The sequence below is a fragment of the Verrucomicrobiota bacterium genome, assembly GCA_037139415.1.
Taxonomy (GTDB): Bacteria; Verrucomicrobiota; Verrucomicrobiia; order Limisphaerales; family Fontisphaeraceae; genus JBAXGN01.
In genome coordinates this window covers 19,816-40,287 of record JBAXGN010000037.1, presented here as the reverse complement: position 1 = coordinate 40,287, position 20,472 = coordinate 19,816, and the positions used below count along the sequence as shown (strand labels likewise).

The window sequence follows — 20,472 nt, the reverse complement described above, 5'->3', positions numbered from 1 at the left end:
TATTGATGCTCGAAACAAAGGCCACTTATGTTTAAATCTGTCGAACTCGGACTTAAAGTATTCCAAGAGGAGTATCAAAAAGCATTACCTAAACTGCGCGCCGACTTGTTGGCCGCCCAGTTGGCGCTGAAAACCACTCCGGTCTCAGTTATTGTCCTGGTGGCGGGCGTGGAAGGGGCGGGCAAGGCGCAGGTGGTGAATACCCTTACGGAATGGCTGGACCCGCGCGGGGTGGAGACCAACGCGTTCTGGCCAAAGTCTGACGAAGAACGTGCGCGGCCACGGTACTGGCGGTTCTGGCGCACGCTTCCCGGCCGCGGCAAGATCGGCATTTTCTTTGGTTCCTGGTACACCGACCCGATTGTGCTGCGAGTGAGTGGCAAGACGGAGGAAGGCGATTATGAACGCGAACTTCAGCAAATCGCCGCATTTGAGAAGATGCTGGCGGCGGACGGCGCTCTCATTGTGAAATTATGGTATCATTTGTCCAAGAAAGATCAGAAAAAGCGGCTGAAGAAATTGGAGAATGATCCGTTGACCCGTTGGCGGGTAACCAAGCAGGACTGGAAGTTCCACAAAATGTATGACGACTTCGCAGTGGTCAGCGAGCGGGCGATTCAATTGACGGATACCGGTGAGGCCCCGTGGCATGTGATTGACGCCTCGGACCGGCACTATCGGGAACTGGAAACCGGACGGGTTTTACTGGAGGCCATCCAGCAACGGCTGGACAAACTCGCCAGCGCGCCCGCCCGCTCGCGTACCGCACCTCCGGTGCCCAAGCGTTTGGATACAGCGACGGTGCTGGACCGGCTGCCCATGGATCGGGTGTTGAGTGACAAAGAGTACAAAAACAAGCTGGAAAAATATCAAGGCCAGTTGAATCAACTCACGTGGGCCGCCCAAAATAAGGACGTGGCCACAGTGGTGGTTTTTGAGGGTTCCGATGCCGCTGGTAAGGGCGGGGCCATCCGCCGCGTGACCAGCGCGATTGACGCCAAACTTTATCGCGTGGTGCCCATTGCCGCGCCAACCGACGAAGAGCGGGCGCATCATTACCTGTGGCGCTTCTGGCGGCATCTGCCGCACGCGGGCCGCATTGCCATTTTTGACCGTTCCTGGTACGGGCGGGTGCTGGTGGAGCGGGTGGAAGGATTTGCCACCAGCGAAGAGTGGATGCGCGCGTTCAATGAAATTAATGATTTTGAAGCGCAGATGGTGGAGCACGGCATGGTGGTGGTTAAATTCTGGGTACATATCAGCCCGGAGGAGCAACTTAAACGTTTCAAAGAACGCCAGCAAATCGCCTATAAGCAGCACAAGATTACGGATGAAGATTGGCGTAATCGTGAAAAGACCAATGCCTATAAACTGGCCGCGAATGATATGGTCACTCGCACAAGCACAGAATCCGCACCGTGGACACTGGTACCCGGTAATAACAAGCAATACGCGCGCATTGAAATTCTGAAAACCCTCTGCAAACGCTTGGAGGAAGCGGTCGGGTAGGGGATGGGCTGGTTGGCTCAGGTCGTCGCGCCGGGGATGCGCCGTCTGGAGAACTTGGCGTACCAAATGCTGAGGATCAGCAGAGAGACGATGCTCACAACCATGCCTCCAAGGAAGGCTCGATCCACATAGCGTAAGGTAACCCGGTGTTTTCCCGCCGGCACCTCCAGTGCTTGGAACGCGTAATTGGCTTTCCACAGCCGTGTTTCCCGGCCATCCACCCAGGCGTGCCATGCGGGGTAATGGCTTTGCGCGATGGCGACCAGCGCTGGCTGCGCGGCGCTGACTTCAAACTCAATCTGATGATGGGTGTAGGTGATCAGCTTTGCCGTGGCCTTGGTGGCATTGGTCACCGTGATAATTCCTTTGGCCTCCAGAGGCAACACGATTTCCCGGCGTGGATCGAATTGGTTATCGGAAAAGACCTTTTCCGAGGCGTTGGAAGCGGCGAGAAATACCGGTGCTTGTCCCGCCGTAATCAATGGCAGCCAGTTGGTGCGCACCAAGAAACTGTATTGTTTGCCTGGCTCGGGCGCGCTGGCGACGGACAGAAAATCCGCCAGCGGATCAGGCAGACGGCTCTGGGTAAAGTGAGCAGCCAGGATGAGCTGGTAGATTTCCCGTTGGTGCAGCGAGAATGTTCCATTCAGTTTTGCCGTGCCGTCCAAGAGGTTTAGATTCCCGTAATAACCAAGCAATTTGGATGTCACATCACTCACGGGATCGTGACGCACGGATTCCCAGGAATGAAATTCAGTGGTCATCCTGCCAAACAGGCGCGTCAATTCGCGGTCGTATTTTTCCGTGGGCGTGTCCAAGGTGTACACCCAGGGTGCCACCGTCGGGTTCTGGTTGGGAACATGGGTCATGGCATCCGCCCAGACCAGTACCACCAAGCCCAGACCACAGGGAACAGCCCATGCACTTTGACGGCAGAGTTGCCACAACAACAGCAATCCAATGATCAGGATGACTCCCCGTTCGATGCTGTTATGCAAACAGTGGCTGTCCGGCCATGGAAACGCCATCGCAAACCAAGTCAACACGGCGATAAGGGTCAGCAGAAACCCCGCCATTAGGATCATTTGATTGGTGGCTTTGCGCCGCTCGTTCGGCAGTATTTTGAGCAGCGCCCAGGTGCCGATTCCGGCCAGCAATGGCAGCGCGAACATGGCTGGCACAACGAACTTTATCGGGAACCGGAGAAATCCCAGCGCGGGAAAAACGCGGTGTAACTTCGGATACAGCCAGCCATCATCGCCCAGCGCAAGGATCAGAGTGGTAAAAATCAATAGTCCCAACAAACGAAGGTGAATACCCTTCAATCGCAACAAGGCAATCCCGGCCAGCAGCCAGGTCAGAATCCCCAGATAATACGAGGATGTCCAGTATTGGCCGGGTTGAATCATCACGCCGAAATTCCACGGGCTCAGGTAGAATTGCGGCACGAGGAAATTGGCCCAACCCCAGCCCGGCATGGCCCACGAAGTGTCGCCGTAATTCGTACCCCGCTGGGCGTGCTGGAGCAGTTCGAGGAAGGGAAGCAATTGTGCCATCGCCAGGCCGCCTGCCAGACCGCCCGCCAGCGTCAGCCGCACCAGCATGGTTCTGGCTGTCACTTTGCGAGAAAACAGGTCGGCCCCAAATAACGTGCCGATGATCAGCCAGGTAAAGAGAATGAATTCGGGAGCGCCCGTGAGCAGTTGCAGGCCGCCCAGCAGCGCCGCGAGCGGGATGATCCGTCCGCCGTCCCGCCAAGCGCGAACGGTGAGATGAATCACCCAAGGCATCCAGCCCAGGGCGGCAATATTGTTCGGCCACATGAGGCAATTCAAGGAGAGCCCATTAAAGGCGAAGAGCACGCCGGACACCGAGGCGGCCAGGTTCACCGGGAATCCGTCGGCATCGCCATCACCGAAAACCTGAGTGAGCAGATACCGCGTGCATGCGTGCATACCCACTGCCGCCAGCCAGAGATGCAGCAGGCAGAAGAACCCCACGCCCCATTCCGCGGGAATGACATAATAGACCAGGTTGAGCGGGTAGAGCACCATGGTGTTCCATTGTGCCAGATACGGCATGCCGCAATCATTGTAGGGATTCCATAACGGCAGTTCGCCGCGCCAGAAACAAATGCGGTCATAATGCGCCAAGGGATACCCAAACAGGGCGTAATCACGAAAGAAGAACGTATCCCCACTGATCAAAACTTGCGGGAAAGCCGCTAGAATTAAAAGCGCTGCCAGCCCAGCGAAACCGCGTGGAGTCAACCAGAACTCCAGATTACGGACCGGCGTCATGCGGGGATGGTTTCGACGTTTGATTCCGCAGGTTCGCCACGGGTTTGCGGGTGCGCCCCTGGAAAAACAACGCCACGCCAACCAATGCCAGCGTAATCAGGCTGATGGCGAATCCGACATGAAACCAGATATCCACATAGCGCAGTTGGATCTGGTGTTTGCCAATGGGAATCTGGATGGCTTGAAACGCATAGTTGGCGCACAACAGCGGCGTGGTTTTTCCATCCAAGTACGCTTTCCAGCAGGGATACCACGATTGCGCGATCACCAGCAGGCTGGGAGCCGACGCTTCCACCGTGATTTGCCCTTGGTGAAACCCAAGCGTGGCATCGTGGATGATGACGTTGGCCTCGTTGGTGGCCCGAATGTCCGCCCGCAGCGATTCCGGAAAGTAAACCACCCGGCGCGGGTTGAAATTGGTGGCAAACAAAAGGTTGGGGATTTGCTCCTGCGGGGCGAAGACCGCCTTTTGCCCCGCCGTGATCAGTGGCATGGCGTCGTTGTGCCAGGTCCATTCGATGACCGTGTGTTTTTTGGTGAGATACCGCACGGCCAGGAAATCAATCAAGCCATCGGAAGGTGGAATACGCTGCTTGTAAATCAAATCCTCAATCTTCTTCTGTTCGCGAATTTGCAGCGTGCTGGATCCGTTGACCTTCGGCGTCTGTTCCAGCAGGTTGAGATGCGACCAGAGCGATAATCGTTTACCGATCCAGTTTTGGGTCTGATCAGACACCGTGCTGTGATTCAGGGTGTCATCGGCCACCGGCGAAATCATCGCCCGCCCCTCGGGGAATGGCAGCGGCGGCGCTCCAAATGCCTGCGCCCACATTCCGGGATAAAACTTATCCACGGGCAGGGACGGGTTTTGGCGGGGGACATGCACCAACACATCCAGGAACAGCAGCGCCAGCAGCGCAAATTGCGGCAGGAATTTCCGCACGGGATCACTGGCGTATCGCAGCGCGACCAAGATGGCGATGCCGAAGACCAACACCCAGCGCCGGGTGGCGCCATTGGCCTTCATCACATCCGGTTGGTCAAAGGTGAATGGGTGCGCATACGCAAACTGGACGAGGAACACCGACAGGAGGAATACCGTGACCAAGGAGATGCCCGCAATGATCCACGCCTGGCGGTTTTCTTCCGGCGGCAGTTCGGTCCACCACTGAATGGCAAACGCCGCCAGCAGCGGAACGGTAAAGGTGGCCAGCAGCAGGAACTTGACGGGATACCGCGCCAATCCAAGGCTGGGCACCACGTGCTTCAACCAGCCATACACGTAACCATTCTCGCCCATGGCAAACACCAAGGCCAGCACGGTGAGCACTGCTAGCAGGCGCGCCTGCCCGGTGCGCCGAAACAGCCCGCCCCAGATGGCCAGCACCAACGCCAGGATGCCCAGGTAGCACGAGGAGAAGAAGCCCTGGTCGGTTTGGAAGAAAATTCCCTGCGGACTTTGGAGGCAATGAAACAGCGGCACGATCAGGTTGGCCCAACCCCAGCCCGGCAACGCCCATTTCTCGAGGGCAAAGCCGGGATCACGTTGCGAATAACTGAGTAATTCAAAGAACGGCAACAATTGCGCGGCGGTAAGTGCGGTGGCCAGCCCGATGCTCGCGGCCAGGCGGGTGACGGTGCTCCGGATCGTCGCCGTTCGGTTAATCAGGTTGACGGTCGCCAGACCGATCACAACCATCCAGGTCAGCACGGCCAGTTCTGGCACCCCGGCTAACAATTGCAGCGCCGCCACCACCCCGGCCCACAGGATGCGCCGTCCGCCCGTCTTGAGCGCCTCCTCGGCGGTCAGCACCACCCAGGGCATCCAGCCCAACGCCACAAGATAATTCGGCCAGAGCAGGCAGGAAAAGGTGACGCCGTTAAAGACAAACGCGCACCCGGCGAGGCCGGCGGCATACGTGTGCTTGGTCCAACGGCGGGCCAGCAGGAACATGCCAACGCCGCCCAACACCAAGTGCAGGAAACAGAAAAAACTCAACGACCAAGGCAGGGGGAGCAGCAGGTAGATTAGCGATCCGGGATACAGGCTCATGGTGCCCCATTGGGCCAGCAACGGCGCGCCGCAGTTGCTCAGCGGATTCCACAGCGGCCACTCGCCGCGCCAGAAACTCTCATGCTGATGATGGATCAGGGGATACCCCATCACCCCATAATCCCGGAAAAAGAACGACTCCGTCCCGCACATGACGGCCGGGAAGGCAGCGGTCAACCCCGCCCAGAGCAGCAAGGCCATGCGCCAGGGAGTAAGCCACTCCTCGGTCACGTAATGACGACTGGACGACATGTTGCTGAATCGGTTCACGTTCCATGAGAGTTACGCTTTTGCGGCCCGACGGCAATGCAAAAATCACCGCAGGCGCAATCAATGGGATAGGTGAAACTCTTTTATGATCACGTTATCCTTCGCCGAATCGGACATACTTTGAACTCGCTCGCAGCCCACAGTCCGGGCAGACAAGATAGAGGAAGCCGTCGGTTCGTTTAAATCGGGCAGCAGAACCACCGCATTGCGGGCAAATATAGGCGCGGGCCATGATTCGCCGCATAATGAACCATCACAAAATCAGGCTCACGAGCATCCATGCAATAATAATCGGATACGATGGCGAATTCGGAACCGCGAGAACCATGATGGTTGCTGGACCAACCGGCAAGGCAATGAGGAGAATCGCGCATACAGCGACACGAGCCAGCCACTTCCTTGTTTGCTGTGTCGTTGCAGTCATTCGGCATGGATCTCAAACCGTGCAATTGCGCTCACCAAGTTTGCGTAGCCGTTTCGATGGTAACGGCCAAGGTGGCACGAAGCCAACCGAACTTTTCTTTCATAAAATCAAAATCCGGGCCGGACATCACGAACCTCGCCTTGCCCTTGATCAGGAAACCGGCCCCCATCCCATGCAGGCCCTCAACCTTACTGCTCCCCAAGGTAATCAAGACATTCGGATTGTGAGCAATGTTGGCCTCCGTCTTGTGCATATACCCTGCGGGGATAAACAGCCGTCCATCTTGTGCTATTTTGAGATAGCTATTCCAAGTGTTGACCATGTGAGGCCCATCAGGCCCCAGGGTGGCGATTGCAACCACTCCGTCCTGCTTCATGATTTTCTGTAGTTTCTCCGGGATCATTCTGTATTCCTTCTTTGGTTGGTGGTGTGAATGTGGTCTAACAGTATTGTTGAACGAACGTTTCGTTCATGGTTTCCGGTGGCCAGTTGGTTTTCATGGTGCCGACCATCCCTAAAAAGGCCCCTCGGGTCAATGCGAAACGAACTTCATTTGCACCCATTATACCCTCATTTCCCAGCAAAGGAACAATTACTCTAATTGGTACCCCTAAACCTAAACGGGTTAGAGCGGTTGGTCGTCGAAGAGGCTCATTTGTGAGGGAGCGGAAGGATCGGGAGCGATGTCTCGAGGGACCAAGCGGTCTTCGGAGATGCCGCGAAGCTTGTTGATGTTCTGCACGATGGTTGGGAGGCAGTACTGGGTCATCTGCTCATTTAGCTGAAAAGAGTTGAAACGAAGGAGTTTCCAGCCGCTGGTTTCGAGATCGTTGTCACGCAGATTGTCCTGAGATATCTGCTTGGTATCTGAATGCCATGTGTCGCCATCGGCTTCAACGCCAATTTTGCCGTCATTACAGTAAAGAGCAAAATCGAGGGCGTAATCGGAACCATTAGCGGTTATGAATTCCTGACGTTCGGCGGAAATGTTCAGGCGTTTTAATTGAGTCCAGAGTTTGTCTTCCAGCGGGCTTTCATCGTAGAGATCGTTGATTTCGGCGGCCTGGACAAACTTGGCCCAGGTGGTAGAGATAAAGACGATGCGACGCCAGCGTTTGCTTGGGATTGGGGTAGGTAGTTTTTGGAGCTGGCCAAGGATGAGCTGGAGATAGCACTGGCGTGATTTGGGGCCGGGCGGTTCGTTGGGGAAGAGTTGTTTGCGGGAAGCGGTCTGGACGCCAATTACACGGGCATAATAGTTGATTGCGAAGGATTCAGGTCCGAAAACTTTTGTCTGGTAGAACGCCAGCCAACGCGGCGGCCAACGACGGGCCAGCCATTTTTCGGCGCTTTGGACGGGAATCCGATACCAATGTTGCTCACGAGCGATAGCAAGGTCGCCCGGATGATTTACGATGGCGACCAATAGACGGTCATCGCAATGGTCATCCAGCGGAACGGCTTGGGCGCGCTCAAGCATGAAAGCACGGTAACGCCAACGGGAGCGGGCTGGCAATGATAAAACAGGCCATGTGGTTGGGGTGCAGAGTTTGAAAGTGTGAGAACGCAGAGCAAACGGGAGAACGACTGCAAAGACGCCAATGACAACAAGGACTGGGACAGCGCGAGCAGCAAAGCGATCCTTGATGCTCACTTGGTGATTGGGCGTCCATTCCAAGCCCCGAGGTGGGGCGCGGATTTAGCGGAAACGGGATTCCCCCAGTAATCCATGCCGCCGTTGCCGGTGATCGGCACACCGGCGTTGAGCGCGGCGGAACCGATGAGCAACTTGTATCCTGCGACCGAATCCAGCCCCGCCTGTCCACTGCCGGGAGCCACCAAGAGTGGATCGGCGAGGATGCTTTTGACATCGTTGGTGAGCTGGCCGGAACCGAAGTAGAGGTTGCGCTCGAACTGGCAGCCTTTGGGCGCTTTATATTTCCCTGTGCCAGCGTTGATGAAGATGTTGTTTTGAAAAAGGATTGAGCTGCCGCTACTATCTGCGCCCTGTTCGAACATCACGGGGTTGCCGTTTCTGGCATAAATGGTGTTGTTGTAAACCTGATAGCCGTGGTTGCCGTGGCCATGCACGAGAAAGACACGGCTGCCGGCCAGACAGCCGTCGTTCTGGCTGATATTGTAGCGGGCGATGTTTCCGTTGGCGTTGCCGTCGCAACACATGTTCAGAAAGCCGCCCTCGTTATCGTGGCTGTAGTTGTATTGGTAGATACAACGCTGATTGCTGTTGTCGAAGTCGAAGGCCATGCCGTCGTATTTCGTTTTGGTCTCGCACACCTCATTGTATTGGAAAAGCACGTCCTCGCAGAAATACGGCCAGATGGCGGCGTGGCCTTGCTTCACGGAATTGTTGTTCGACTGACGGACAAAATTGCGCTCGATCACCGCGCCTTTCACGCACCAAGGGATAATCCCATCGCCGCCAATGCGTTCGAGGCGGTTACTGGCAATGATGATGTTGCTGGAGGTGGTGTAAACACCGTGACCGCGCCAGCTTGAGTTCGGATCGTTCGTTTTGTTGATCCACTGCGACTGCATCAGGATGCCGTTGCGAGTGACATCGTGAATGGTGTTGTTCTCAATACGAATGTCATCCCACCGGGACGGGACCGACAGGTTTGCGACGTTAATATAGAAGACGATGGCGCCGCTTTCCTTGCCATCGCGATAGTCGGTCAAATCACCCACGACATCGTGGATATGGCAGTTCTTCACCTCGATTCCGGACAGCGTGCCGACCGAGTTGTTGCGGATCAGGATGCCCACCTTTTTGGCAGCCGGAGAGCCCTGATTGGAGACTTCAAGGTTGCGAATGCTCCAGTACTGCTGATTTTGGAGGAAGACAGCTCCGCTGGCGATCCCACCGCCGTGAATGATCGGCTGCGGGCCTTCGCCGTAACTGTCGAGGATGATCCGCTGCGTGGCGCTGCCGGAACCCAACGGGTGAAGTTGCCCGGTCCAGACCGAGCCGCACTTAAGCAACAGCCGATCCCCGGGTTGAAAGGTGGTGGCGTTAGCATTGGTCAGCGAGCGCCAGGCGGCGGCGGGACTGCGGCCATCGTTGGTATCGGTGCCGGAGATGGAATCCACGTGGTAGGTGGCAGCAGACAACACCGCCGCCGAAGCGGGCGCCAGAACACAGAGAATTAGCAGGACAGTTCTTTTCATTCGATGTATTTTACTTTGGTGATAAAGCATAAACGAGTGTCACAGCAAGTTCAACCTGGTAAAGTGTTAAATATACCCTCTCCTTCTGCGCGTCGTCTGCTTATCGTCGCTTGACGGCCCCTGGCTGCTATGAGCATGATCCCACCATGAAATGCTATTTGCGTTTGAATACCGTTAAAGCCGCCACAGTTCCCCTGACTTTGGCCTGGATTCTCCTCCTGTTCATCTCTGTCACGCGCACATTTGCCGAGGAGTGGATGTCCCTCTTCAACGGCAAGGACCTTACCGGCTGGACGGTCCAGTGCCAGCCAAAGGATCGCGGTTCCGTTTTCTGGTCGGTGGAGAGCGGCGCCATTCTCTGTGACAGCATCGGACGCAAGAATCACAACTATGTCTGGCTGGTCAGCGAACAGGAGTTTGCGGATTTCGAGATGCGTCTGAAATTCCAGGCCTACGCGGACTCGCCGGGAAACAGCGGGCTGCAATTCCGCAGCCGCTTCGACGACACGGTCAGCGGTGGCTGGATGAACGGTCCCCAGGTGGACATTCACCCGCCCAAGGCCATGTCCTGGCGTACAGGGCTGATCTACGACGAAACTCGGGAGGAACGCCGCTGGATTTTTCCCAGTCTGCCGGACTCCCGCATGAGGCCTGAACTCGAACCCCAGCGCCACCTCTTCAAATACGCTGACGACGGTTGGAATGAACTCACCCTGATTTGCCGGGGCACCCGGGTCACCACGCTGGTCAACGGCATCGTGCGTACCGACTGGCAGGGCGCGGGCGTGCTCGATAACCTGGCCCATCAGAAACACAACGTCGGACGCTCCGGCCATTTTGCCCTGCAACTACACAGCGGCGATGAACTGAAAATCCGCTTCCAGGACATTCAGGTAAAAAAGCTCCCGTTCGTGGCGACATCGAAAATCCCGGCGGTCTCCGCAGCGATGCAGGCAAGCATTGCGCGCCACGAAATCGCCGGTGCCGTGACGCTCGTCGCCACGCCGGAGGAAATTCTCCACTTTGATGCCGCCGGTCTGGCCGACATCGCCGACGCAAAACCGATGGCGACTGACGCGATATTCTGGATTGCCTCCATGACCAAGCCCCTGACTGCCACCGCGATCCTGATGCTGCAGGACGAGGGCAAGCTGTCCGTGGATGATCCGGTCGCGAAGTATCTTCCCGAACTCGGCACCCTCAAGACCCCCGATGGCCAGTCCGCCCGGATCACCTTGCGCCATCTGCTAACCCACACTTCCGGCCTGCCTGAAGCCACCCGGGACCAATACAAGACGGCGCGCTCGTTGGCGGACGTGATTCCTTTCTACGCGGGCCGCCCGCTCTCGTTTGTACCCGGTTCCAAGTGGCAGTATTGCCAATCCGGCATCAACTCCCTCGGCCGAATCGTGGAAGTCGTCTCCGGCCAATCCTTCCCTGAATTTCTCCAGAAGCGGCTGCTGGATCCGCTGGGGATGAAAGACACCGGCTTCTATCTGACCGAAGCCCAACTCCCGCGCCTGGCCAAATCCTATGCGTTAACCAACGACACGCTTACGGAAGTGCCCGTCGCTTTTCTCAACGGTTATTCGCCGGCTTTCCGCGACCGCTACCCGGCGCCGAATGGCGGGCTGTTCTCCACCGCGTCGGATTACGCCCGGTTTTGCCGGATGCTGTTAAAGCAGGGTACGTTGGACGGTCGCCAACTCCTTAAGCCGGAGACGGTCACGCTGATGTCCAGCATCCACACTGGCGACCTCAAGACCGGTTTCACCGATGGCAATGGCTGGGGCTTGGGTGTCTGCGTGGTGCGGCAACCACAGGGGGTTACGGCGGTGCATTCCCCCGGAACGTTCGGTCACGGCGGTGCGTACGGGACGCAGGCCTGGATTGATCCGGTTAAGCAGACGGTCTATGTGTTGATGATCCAGCGCTCCAATTTGAAGAACTCCGATGCCTCAGACGTGCGCCGGACTTTTCAAGAAGCCGTGCCACCAGCCCGTCAGTGACAGGCTCAGCGCCCATCGTGTACCGCCGGCTTCAACGTATCGTCCGGCGTTGCGGATAACCGCCGTGCGCGCGATTGTTACAGGCCAGCACCACATCGCCCGCGAGATTCAAGAACTCCGCCTCATTCGACTGCCGCCTCGCGATATTCCTCCTTCGTCGTGCCCCAAGTCAGCGGCGAGAGCACCAAGGCGGCGAGGGCGATTGATGTAATCAGTTTAATTTGCTTCTTTCTTTCAGCGTGATGACTCCCGCAGACAATGGCGGCATCGTGAAGCGCACGGTCTGACCATCCAGTTTCACATCGGCGGGTGCGGGATGAATCTGGTTTGGCTCAGTCAATGAGTTGCGGGCTTCGAGGCTGCCCGGATTGACCAGCATGAACTCCGCCTTGCCGATGGTGAAACCGGGTTTGACGATCAGTGCCACTGGCACGGCATTGGTGCCGGGATTGACCGCTTTCAGCGTGAGGCCGTCGCCCTTGGCGGCAATGACGTTGAGCGGCCCGGGGGCGCCTTCGAGCGCGAGCCGGTTCGGCGCGCGGTGGTCATGCCAGAGTTTCACGACGACATAGTTCGGTGCGGGGAACCAACCGCTGGCATCGAAGTTGATAAAGGCGTTGTCCCAATTCGGCGCGCTGACATGCCGGAGCCAGAGGGCCGGGCAGGCCATCGTAATGATTTCGTTGCGTTCGAGGGCGTTCAGGATGCCGCCGGCATAGAGGCCGTTGCGCCAGTCAATACTGCTCCGCGTGTTCCACTCCGAGAAGTAGATTTTCAATTTCGGGTTCTTCGACTGGGTGATGCGCGCGGCCAGCGTCTGCCAGAACTGTTCGGCGGCAGCCGGGCCGTCGGCAAAGTTTTCTGGTTTTTCGTAGTGGTGAACGCTGAGGTAATCCACCAGTTCCGCGCATTGCTCGATCACCGCGATATCGCCCTCGCGCCAATGTCCGCCGAGCTGTCCGCTGCCGCAGGCAATGAGCTGGATCGCCGGGTCTGCTTGCTTCATAGCCGGGGCGAACTGTTTGACGACGCCGACGTACTCCTCGGGCTTCAGACGCCAGACTTCGTTGCCGATCTCCCAGTACTTCACGCGATACGGCGCGGCGTGGCTGTTGGCGGCACGGACGGCACCCCACTTCGAGGTCGTCGGCCCATTGCAGTACTCAATGAAGTCGCACGCATCCTGCACCAGCTCCGGTTTGTCCACGCCCATGTCCACGCAGATGACCGGCTCCGCGCCGAGTTTGCGGCAGAGCGCCATGAACTCATCAACCCCGAAACTGAGCGGATCGAGTTCGTCCCAGCCTTTCTTGCTGACGCGTTGGTGTTGCGGGCCGATGCCGTTCTTCCATTTGTAGCCTCCCACGAAGCTGCCGCCGGGCCAACGAATCGTCGGCGGACGTAATGCCGCAACAGCATCGAGCAAATCGGGACGAAACCCGCCGGTCGCCCGCGCGGCGTCGGGCATGAGGCTCACCTGATCAATGCAGACGCTGCCGCGCGCGCTGATTTGGAGCGTGTCACCGGATTTCGGCGAGAGTGTGAGCGGGTATTCCTTCCATTCGGCGGTCACTGACGGAATGGTTTGTTCCGCATCGCCGAGTTTAACCGTGAGCGCACCATCACCACGCGCCCAGAGCGAGCCGCGAAACGTATCGCCACCACGCAAATTATAGTTTTTCTGGACCACGCCGGCCACTGCGTCGGCAGTGGTAATTCTCACGCTTTTCAAGCCGTTCAACGGCTGGTTCGTGTCGAGCCGTACCTGGCCAGCCCCAATGATCTCCCAATGTCGGGCAAACGCATCCGGACGACGTTTCTCGCCCTTCTTCACCGGTGGCAGTTCCTCGAAGCTACGGTTCCAGACGACCTCGCCCCACAGACCGCCGTTACAGGAATGGTAAATGTGTTCGAGAAACTGACCGTAGAGCCGTTCGTCAATGTGGCCGACGACCCTGTCGGGATCAACGGTCAATGAAACCGGCGCGGCGCAAACACTGCCGGCGACCAAAAGCATCGCGGTGAGGATCAGGGTTTTAATCTGCTTCATTTGTTTTATCCTTCGATTTTTGAAAATGGTTCATCTCAATGCTTGCGTGAAACTTCCCAGCGACCATCACGGAACAACCCAATCCGAACGGGAGCAGCGGCAGCGGTTTGGTTGAGCACAACTTCGACACCATCAGGCGTTGAATTGAAACGGATTGCGCCCGCGAGGGACTTCGCGTTCTGGTCGGGATCGTGCGGAACAACGACAAGGGTGAAAGATGCCTCCTCGCCGGAGGAAACAATGCGTCGGCTACCGGTCGTAAAAAATTTATCTTGCGGACGGTTTTTTGGATTCGGAGCCAGATAGGACTGATTGACCTGCTCGACAAAGGTGTCGGCGTTCGGCCCCATCGCAAACTTCACCAGCATCCGGCGCGTGACGGACTTCGTGCCGCCATGCCCATCCGGCACCGTGAATGCCCCGTCATCGTCTCCGCAGAACCAATCCGCCCCGTGATCCTTCAACGCGTAGAACTGCCAGAGCTGGCCGACGGTCCACTTCGGCTGCGATTTTCCAGAAGACCAGCGGTCGTGGATGATCAGGCAGCCTTCCGCAGTGAGCACGATCCGGCGCGTGAGTTGGGCATCGGCGACGATATAGCGGCTGAAGACCACTTCCCCGAAAGCATCGCGTTCGCGTTGTTCGGTGCGGGCGGAGCCGACGTGATAAGGCAGCGCATGGTCGCCGAGATCAATCTGCTGGCAAAGGTCGCGCAAGTGCAGATAGGGGCGGATGCCATCGTATTTCACATCTATTTTCAGCGTGTTAAACTCACCGGGCTTGAAGGTGAAGCTGCGGGCATCGGCCAACATGCGGGCGTAGGCGCCAGACTTGAGCACACCCCAGTTCAGGCTTTGGGAGGCGGCGCCCTGAGTGTGTTCGGGTGAGGTTACTACCTTGAGCCCTGGAGCCGAGGCGAGGTTGCGATGCCATGTCTTCTCACTTTCAAACCCATCCAGCAACTTCACGCCCACTGTGCCGTCCAGCCGCAGATTATCGAACCAAAGTTGTTTGGTTCCGCGATTCTCGAAATTGCGTAGGGTGACGCGGTCGCCCACTTGCAATGCGCCCGCCGCGTCTTGGAGCATCAATTCTGCCGGAATGGACATCGTAAACCACTCGCCGGGTTTCCAGACCCCGGGAAAAGCGCGAGGCGTTTCAAGCGCCCAGAAGCTATTGCCCGTGATCGCAGAACGGGTGCGATGACGACCGAGATTGTGAAAAAGCGGCACGCCATCCACCTCATAGTAGGCCACTGATGGCCCCTTGGAAGGATGCGCATGACTGCCTGCGGCATAGAGATCCAGCAACACCATGGCACTGCCGGGCTCGGTGCCGGTGCGAAGAATAAGCTTGTCCACCACCGGCTGCGGACTAACCCGGTTGGCCCGGTAGTTGACCAGCGAAGCGGCGGGAAGTGGCTCCGGCAGACGCCGGGAAAGTTCCAGCCCGAGAAGGGAAATAGCGCGGCACCATTCGTCTGGCACCGCTTTTGCAAACGTCACCGGGTCGTAGAGACGGCGCACAACCGTGAGATAAGTGGGGTCGTCGAAAACCTTTGCGGCATATTCACACAAATACACGAAGTCGAAGGCATCGCGGTCCAGGTGGAAAAAACCGTCGCCAAACTCGGGCAATAGCCCGGTGGTCGAGATCGTATCGCGCTGCCTTGCAAACATGCGGCGAAAGCCGGGTGCACGAAGATCCTCCTCATGCCCGAGCATTTGCGCCAACTCAATGCAGTGGACAATTCCTAGGCCAGTATAGTTACTCGCATCTTCATCCAGATCACCGGTTGCCTTGATCTTGCTCCAATAGTGGTCAAGTCGGGTTCGGATGGGCGCTGAGTCCATCGTCTTGTCGTCCTTGAAAAAATTGGCGAATGCCGCGCAGCTTAGGGCTTGGGCGAGACGGATGTTATGGTCAACATCACCTTGCTCGGAACCCTCGGGAGCAGCGAGAAACTCCTTCCAGGTTTTCGATGCGATGATCCGCAGCGTCTGCTCCGTGTCCGGTTTAATCAGGCCCGATTGCCGTAGTGGCAAGAGGGCGAGCGCGATGGTACGTTGGGTATGAAAGTCGCTGGGCTTGCTGACAACCTCCGGCAGAGCTGATTCAAAAAGCGCAGCGGCTTTGGTGCGGTACTCGGTTCGTCCGGTTCGTTGTGCCAGGCGCATCCCGACATTTGCGAGACACAACTTCTCGAAAGCAGAGCGTTTCGCCACCGCCGGTTCATTGCGGGTGAAGATTTGCTCGAAGAGCGGCACATAGGGGTTCGACGACAATGGCGCGTCAGCAGCCAAGAGCGGTGCCACAAGCAGAACGATGAAGGTGACCAAGGTAATTTGCTTCATCTGTTTTTGCCTTCAGTTACGATGCATGGAATTTCATCGCTTTAAATTTGCAGGTGCTGATCTCATTTCTCGTTCGGGAACGCATAGGTGAAGGCTCCGCGTGTTATCGAGGCATGACCAGCTTCGACGCTGAACTTCAGATCATTCGGGGGCGCGGTCGTTCCTTCAGGCAGTGGAACGAACACCGTCAGAAATGCGACCTTCTGGCCGACGGTGACTTTCCCTCGCCACTCAGCGGTAAGGTGCCGCTCTTGCGGTAGTTCGCTGTGTCCATGGCGGGCGGTAAATTTCCAAAACACGGAATTCAACTGGGTACCGGCGGGACCGGCCATGGCAATCCAAACCGGTCGCGGTTTGGTGGCGTCCGTTTTGCCATCTTGCCGGCTTTGGAAGTCTGTCTGGCAAAGGAAGCCCTGGGCGTTCTTTGCCAGCACATGCTGAATATGCCAAACCGGGCCGAACGCAGCCTCAAAATCATCTTTGCTCTCCACGGTATCGAACACGCAGAGCAGGCCGGATTGCTTGTCGAGTGCCAGCTCACGGGTGTGCAGGAAGGCGTGTCCATTAAACGTTTTCTTGGGCTGCCAGGCGGTAAGGTAGTCGCAAACAACCCGGCCATAGGCGACGTTCTGACTATCGCGCACCGCGGCACTGCGCACTTCGCGGTCATCGGAGATGATCTTGGAAGTCAGGCGCTGGCCATCGGGCATGATTTTTCCCAGCAGCGTGCCTTTGGGATCGCCAAAGAAGTTGAGAAATGGCTCGTCGGGCGGACGCAAAATAAAGCTTTGGTGCAGCGGCGTGGCAGTAGCATCATAACCGAGGGTATGCAGCAACACGGCACCGCCCGCACAATAGGCGCTGATGGAGCCCGCATGAGGATGCGAGTGGCCGAGACTCTCCGTGGCCTGCATCATCACGTATGGCTGGGTGGCACTGTCATTCGCCTCGCTGCCGCGCAAAACCACCTTGTCCGGGATACGTTCACCGCGACCGCTCACCCGCTGGAGGAGAACTGAGCTGCGGGAGGCGGGTGAGACGCCTGGAGTACGAGGAACACCGGCGGGGACGCCGGTGCTACGAGGGGTAGGCTCGGGCTTGAGCGTTTCATCCGCGTATTCCACCGCTTCGCTCAAGTCCCCAATCACCAGTCCGCGCTCCTGATGGTAGCGGAAGATGGCATCCGCAGCGGCACGATATTTAGGCTGGCGAAACGTGGTCCCGGCCCATTCAAAAATGCTGATCCACAGAGCGGGCGAGCCATTCCACTCGGCGTCACCATAGGCCGGCAGAATGCCAATCGGCATCAACTGCTGATAAAAGCGATCAATGAAAGCCTCAACGGTCGGCGTCTTGATTTCGGCCTCGCGTCCGATCAACCGCGCGATGCCCATCCAAGACACGATGGTTGACGCCTGATACGCGCTGGAATCCTCGGAGATATCCACGGTCTGAATCTTCTCAAACGCTTTGGTATCCTCCACAAACTTCCAGCGCGTACCCTGTTTTTCCAAAACGCGGCGTTTTGAACCCGGCAGGCCTTCCGCATCAGGAAAGTGCAACAGGTGCAAGAAAGGTATCGCCGCCCACGCCCTCCATTGTGGCACCCGTGGATCGCCGGGAAACATGGTACAAACCGTGGCCAGGCCCAAGGCGTAGCGTTGCGCAATATTCCCGTCGCCCGGTTTGGGCATATACCTCGGCAGAAAATCTGCGGCTTTCTTCAGGGTTTCGTCGGCACGCTGGCCATCGCGTTCCGTCAACAGCTTCAATTCCTTGAGCTGCGGCACCGCCAGGGCCAGTTCGCGCAGGGAAAAACCAATTTGCTCCAGACTGTTCAACTGGGGCGTATCGTAACCATCGAGCGCGGCCTTGTTGCAGGCAAGAACGAGGTCGCGCGCCAGACCAAGCAGTTCCGCATCATTCGTCGGTCGCCCCGCGAGAAGCAGTTGCGAGATCAGCATGATCTCTCCGCGCCCGATAACGGCAATCTTGCCGTCCTTTGTGCTCGTCAGGACCTTTTTGGTCGTACTCTTGGCCCGGCCAAACGACACGGTCTCGCGCATCCCGTTCACCGTGGCAGCACGGTATTCGTCCTTCGTTGCCGCCCAAGTGCGCGGGACGATCAGGCAACATACAAAGATGATAAAAAGACGTTGCATGGTATTGATTTTTACCTCAGCCAACCTGCATCTGCCCGTTAGTCGTTATGATCACGCGCATGGCTTACCGTGTGTTCAGTTCCAGCACCGTGATGGACAACGCAGGAAACGTGTAAACAAAGTCGGACGCGACGTCTTTCAACGGTGCCGTGACCGGCACGATTTTTGTCGGTTCGGTGATGGAATTGGTGTCTTTTGAATCGCTGGCGCTCAGCGTAATGGCTTCACCCTCTTTGCTCACTTTGCCCAGTCCATTGAGCATGATTTTCACGGATTGGGGAGCAGCCCCAGGGTTCACGACCTTCAGGAATACCTTGCCGGTGGCGGTTTGCCGGGTTACCGAGTAGGGCAGAAACACGCTGGCATCGGCCTTCAGTTCGGACTTCGGTGTCGCATCACCGATGTGGCTGGCGAACATTACCTGCGCGTAATAAGCAGGCGAACCGTAACTCTCCAGGTTGTTGTATCCGATCAAGTCGGTCTTCCACTGCATGCCGCCGGGATTGACGTTGACGAAGAGCGGTGCATAACAGTGCATCACGATCAGGTCCGAATTGCGTTCCATGCTGGTCATCCAGGCAGCGTCCCCGAGTGCGCCATTGAAATTCGGCGTGGGATCGCCTTCCCGCGTGGCCCATTCGCCCACAAAAACTTTCGGTCCCTTGCGGTCCATCTTGTCGTAATGGCTAAGGTCTTTGTAAAAGCTCTGGGCGTTGCGATAGTAATGATCGTCATACAGGTCGGGCGTGCGGGTTTTGGCGGCACGATCCGTGGCAATGAGTTGAAGTTGCGGATACTTCGCTTTAAAGGCGTCGTGGAACTGCGTATAGCGCGCGTCATAACTGCCGGATTTATCAAAGTAATCCTCATTGCCAATCTCCACATAGGTGAGCTGGAACGGCTCGGGATGCCCGTCCCGGGCGCGTTGCGCGCCCCAATAGGTGGTTTTGGCGTCGCCAATCAGGTATTCGACTTCCTCCAGGGCCTCTCGCACGTAAGGCTCCAGCAACGGGCCAGGCTCCACGGGTTGCTGACGGAGGGAGTACCCGGCGAATACGGCCAGCACCGGCTGCGCGTTAAGATCCTCGCACCAGTGCATGAATTCCAACAGCCCCATGCCGTCCGTTGAACGGTAATTCCAGCAACTGGGATGTCCCGCACGGAACGGCAATGGCCCCAACGTGGCTTTCCAGTCAAACCGTTCCCATAGGGTATTTCCCTCGACATAATTGCCGCCGGGGAACCGGATGAACTTCGGTTTCATGGCCGCCAGTTTTTCCATGATATCCACCCGGAAACCGTTGGGACGGTTGTGGTACGTGGGCGGAAACAGGGAGACTAGGCTGAGCCAAAACTTGCCCGTGTCTTGGGCGGATATGACCACACGATTGTCTGCCGAAGGCGCCACATCCGCCCCGGTGGTCAGCGTGAGTTCAAACTTCTGCCATTGTTTGTTGACCGCCGGCGTCTGTGCCTGGGCAAACACTTTGGAGCCGTCGGCATTTTCCAGGCTGACCCTCAACGGACCAGTAAAGGGATTCCTTTCCGGTTTGCCGGTTTTTCGATTCTTGCTGATCATGTCGCCTTTGACGTAAAAGGCCGCGCGATAGGTGGTGTTCGGCTTGACAGGTATGCCCCAGTAGCCGTCATTGACCACCCCAAAGCGTTGCTCTGCCGTGGCAGCTTTGATTTCCACCTCCAGGCTGTTGGGCAACGCATGCGTGAGCGGATGTGTGGTCACCACGCGGATGGCCCCATCCGCGCCGGTCTGCTTGATCACGGTCCAATGAGGCGGCTGGTTGGTGGGGAGTGAATCTAAAAATGCACGATTGCGAACCAATTCTGCGTAAAGGCCACCATCATAGGAATAATTGATTTCTTCGGTCATCAGGCCATGAAGGATCGGGCTCACCGGAGTGGTGGGAGCCTTGAAGTCGATCTCCAGCACTGGCGTGGCAGAAGCTGTTGCCTCGGGGGCTGCGGCATTTAGCCGGGCCAGCGGAACCAGTAGCAGGGCCGCAAGAACTGATAGCGTGATTTTCATATTCATAATCTCCGATTATTTCATTTAGCGGGCGCACGTGCAAACCGCGTTAGCCAATATAGTCCGTCGTTACGTTTTCCAGCGTATCACTGTTGGAAGCCATGGACAAAG

At 57.3% G+C, this 20,472-nt stretch carries 11 protein-coding genes; 2 read left to right on the top strand and 9 right to left on the bottom strand.

The genetic code is table 11. The annotated features are described in order from the left end of the window. Positions 1–27 precede the first annotated feature (27 nt). Positions 28–1,509, top strand: a complete 1,482-nt coding sequence (gene pap / locus WCO56_08645) for a polyphosphate:AMP phosphotransferase (GenBank protein MEI7729629.1) — start codon at positions 28–30, stop codon at positions 1,507–1,509. 17 nt (positions 1,510–1,526) lie between these two features. Here the strand turns inward: pap and WCO56_08640 are convergent, their stop codons facing one another. The 5 genes from WCO56_08640 to WCO56_08620 all read right to left on the bottom strand — a co-directional run bounded on the left by WCO56_08640 (position 1,527) and on the right by WCO56_08620 (position 9,742). Continuing rightward, on the bottom strand, positions 1,527–3,809 hold the full coding sequence (locus WCO56_08640) for a YfhO family protein (protein ID MEI7729628.1): 2,283 nt from the start codon (positions 3,807–3,809) through the stop codon (positions 1,527–1,529). Beyond that, entirely contained in the window at positions 3,793–6,114 is a 2,322-nt protein-coding gene (locus WCO56_08635) for a YfhO family protein (GenBank protein ID MEI7729627.1), read from the bottom strand. Before WCO56_08635 ends, WCO56_08640 begins: the two co-directional genes overlap by 17 nt. Positions 6,115–6,587: 473 nt before the next feature. Then, positions 6,588–6,959 (bottom strand): pyridoxamine 5'-phosphate oxidase family protein, encoded by a 372-nt coding sequence (locus WCO56_08630; protein MEI7729626.1) that lies wholly within the window; start codon positions 6,957–6,959, stop codon positions 6,588–6,590. 222 nt (positions 6,960–7,181) lie between these two features. Continuing rightward, positions 7,182–8,036: a DUF559 domain-containing protein gene (locus tag WCO56_08625; GenBank protein ID MEI7729625.1), complete on the bottom strand. Its 855-nt coding sequence runs from the start codon at positions 8,034–8,036 to the stop codon at positions 7,182–7,184. Between the two features lie 170 nt (positions 8,037–8,206). Next, on the bottom strand, positions 8,207–9,742 hold the full coding sequence (locus tag WCO56_08620; GenBank protein MEI7729624.1) for a hypothetical protein: 1,536 nt from the start codon (positions 9,740–9,742) through the stop codon (positions 8,207–8,209). 164 nt (positions 9,743–9,906) lie between these two features. Between WCO56_08620 and WCO56_08615 the strand changes: the two genes are divergently transcribed. Then, entirely contained in the window at positions 9,907–11,751 is a 1,845-nt protein-coding gene (locus WCO56_08615; GenBank protein ID MEI7729623.1) for a serine hydrolase, read from the top strand. A gap of 211 nt (positions 11,752–11,962) precedes the next feature. Here WCO56_08615 and WCO56_08610 read toward each other — a convergent pair whose 3' ends face one another. From WCO56_08610 to WCO56_08595, 4 genes are all read right to left on the bottom strand, one after another. Next, positions 11,963–13,801: an alpha-L-arabinofuranosidase C-terminal domain-containing protein gene (locus WCO56_08610; GenBank protein MEI7729622.1), complete on the bottom strand. Its 1,839-nt coding sequence runs from the start codon at positions 13,799–13,801 to the stop codon at positions 11,963–11,965. A 35-nt stretch (positions 13,802–13,836) separates the two neighbouring features. Beyond that, positions 13,837–16,155 (bottom strand): hypothetical protein, encoded by a 2,319-nt coding sequence (locus WCO56_08605; protein MEI7729621.1) that lies wholly within the window; start codon positions 16,153–16,155, stop codon positions 13,837–13,839. A 62-nt stretch (positions 16,156–16,217) separates the two neighbouring features. Next, positions 16,218–18,317 carry a hypothetical protein gene (locus WCO56_08600; protein MEI7729620.1) on the bottom strand — a complete coding sequence of 700 codons (2,100 nt, stop codon included), beginning with the start codon at positions 18,315–18,317 and terminating at the stop codon, positions 16,218–16,220. A 64-nt stretch (positions 18,318–18,381) separates the two neighbouring features. Then, on the bottom strand, positions 18,382–20,367 hold the full coding sequence (locus tag WCO56_08595; protein MEI7729619.1) for an alpha-L-arabinofuranosidase C-terminal domain-containing protein: 1,986 nt from the start codon (positions 20,365–20,367) through the stop codon (positions 18,382–18,384). Positions 20,368–20,472: the final 105 nt, after the last annotated feature.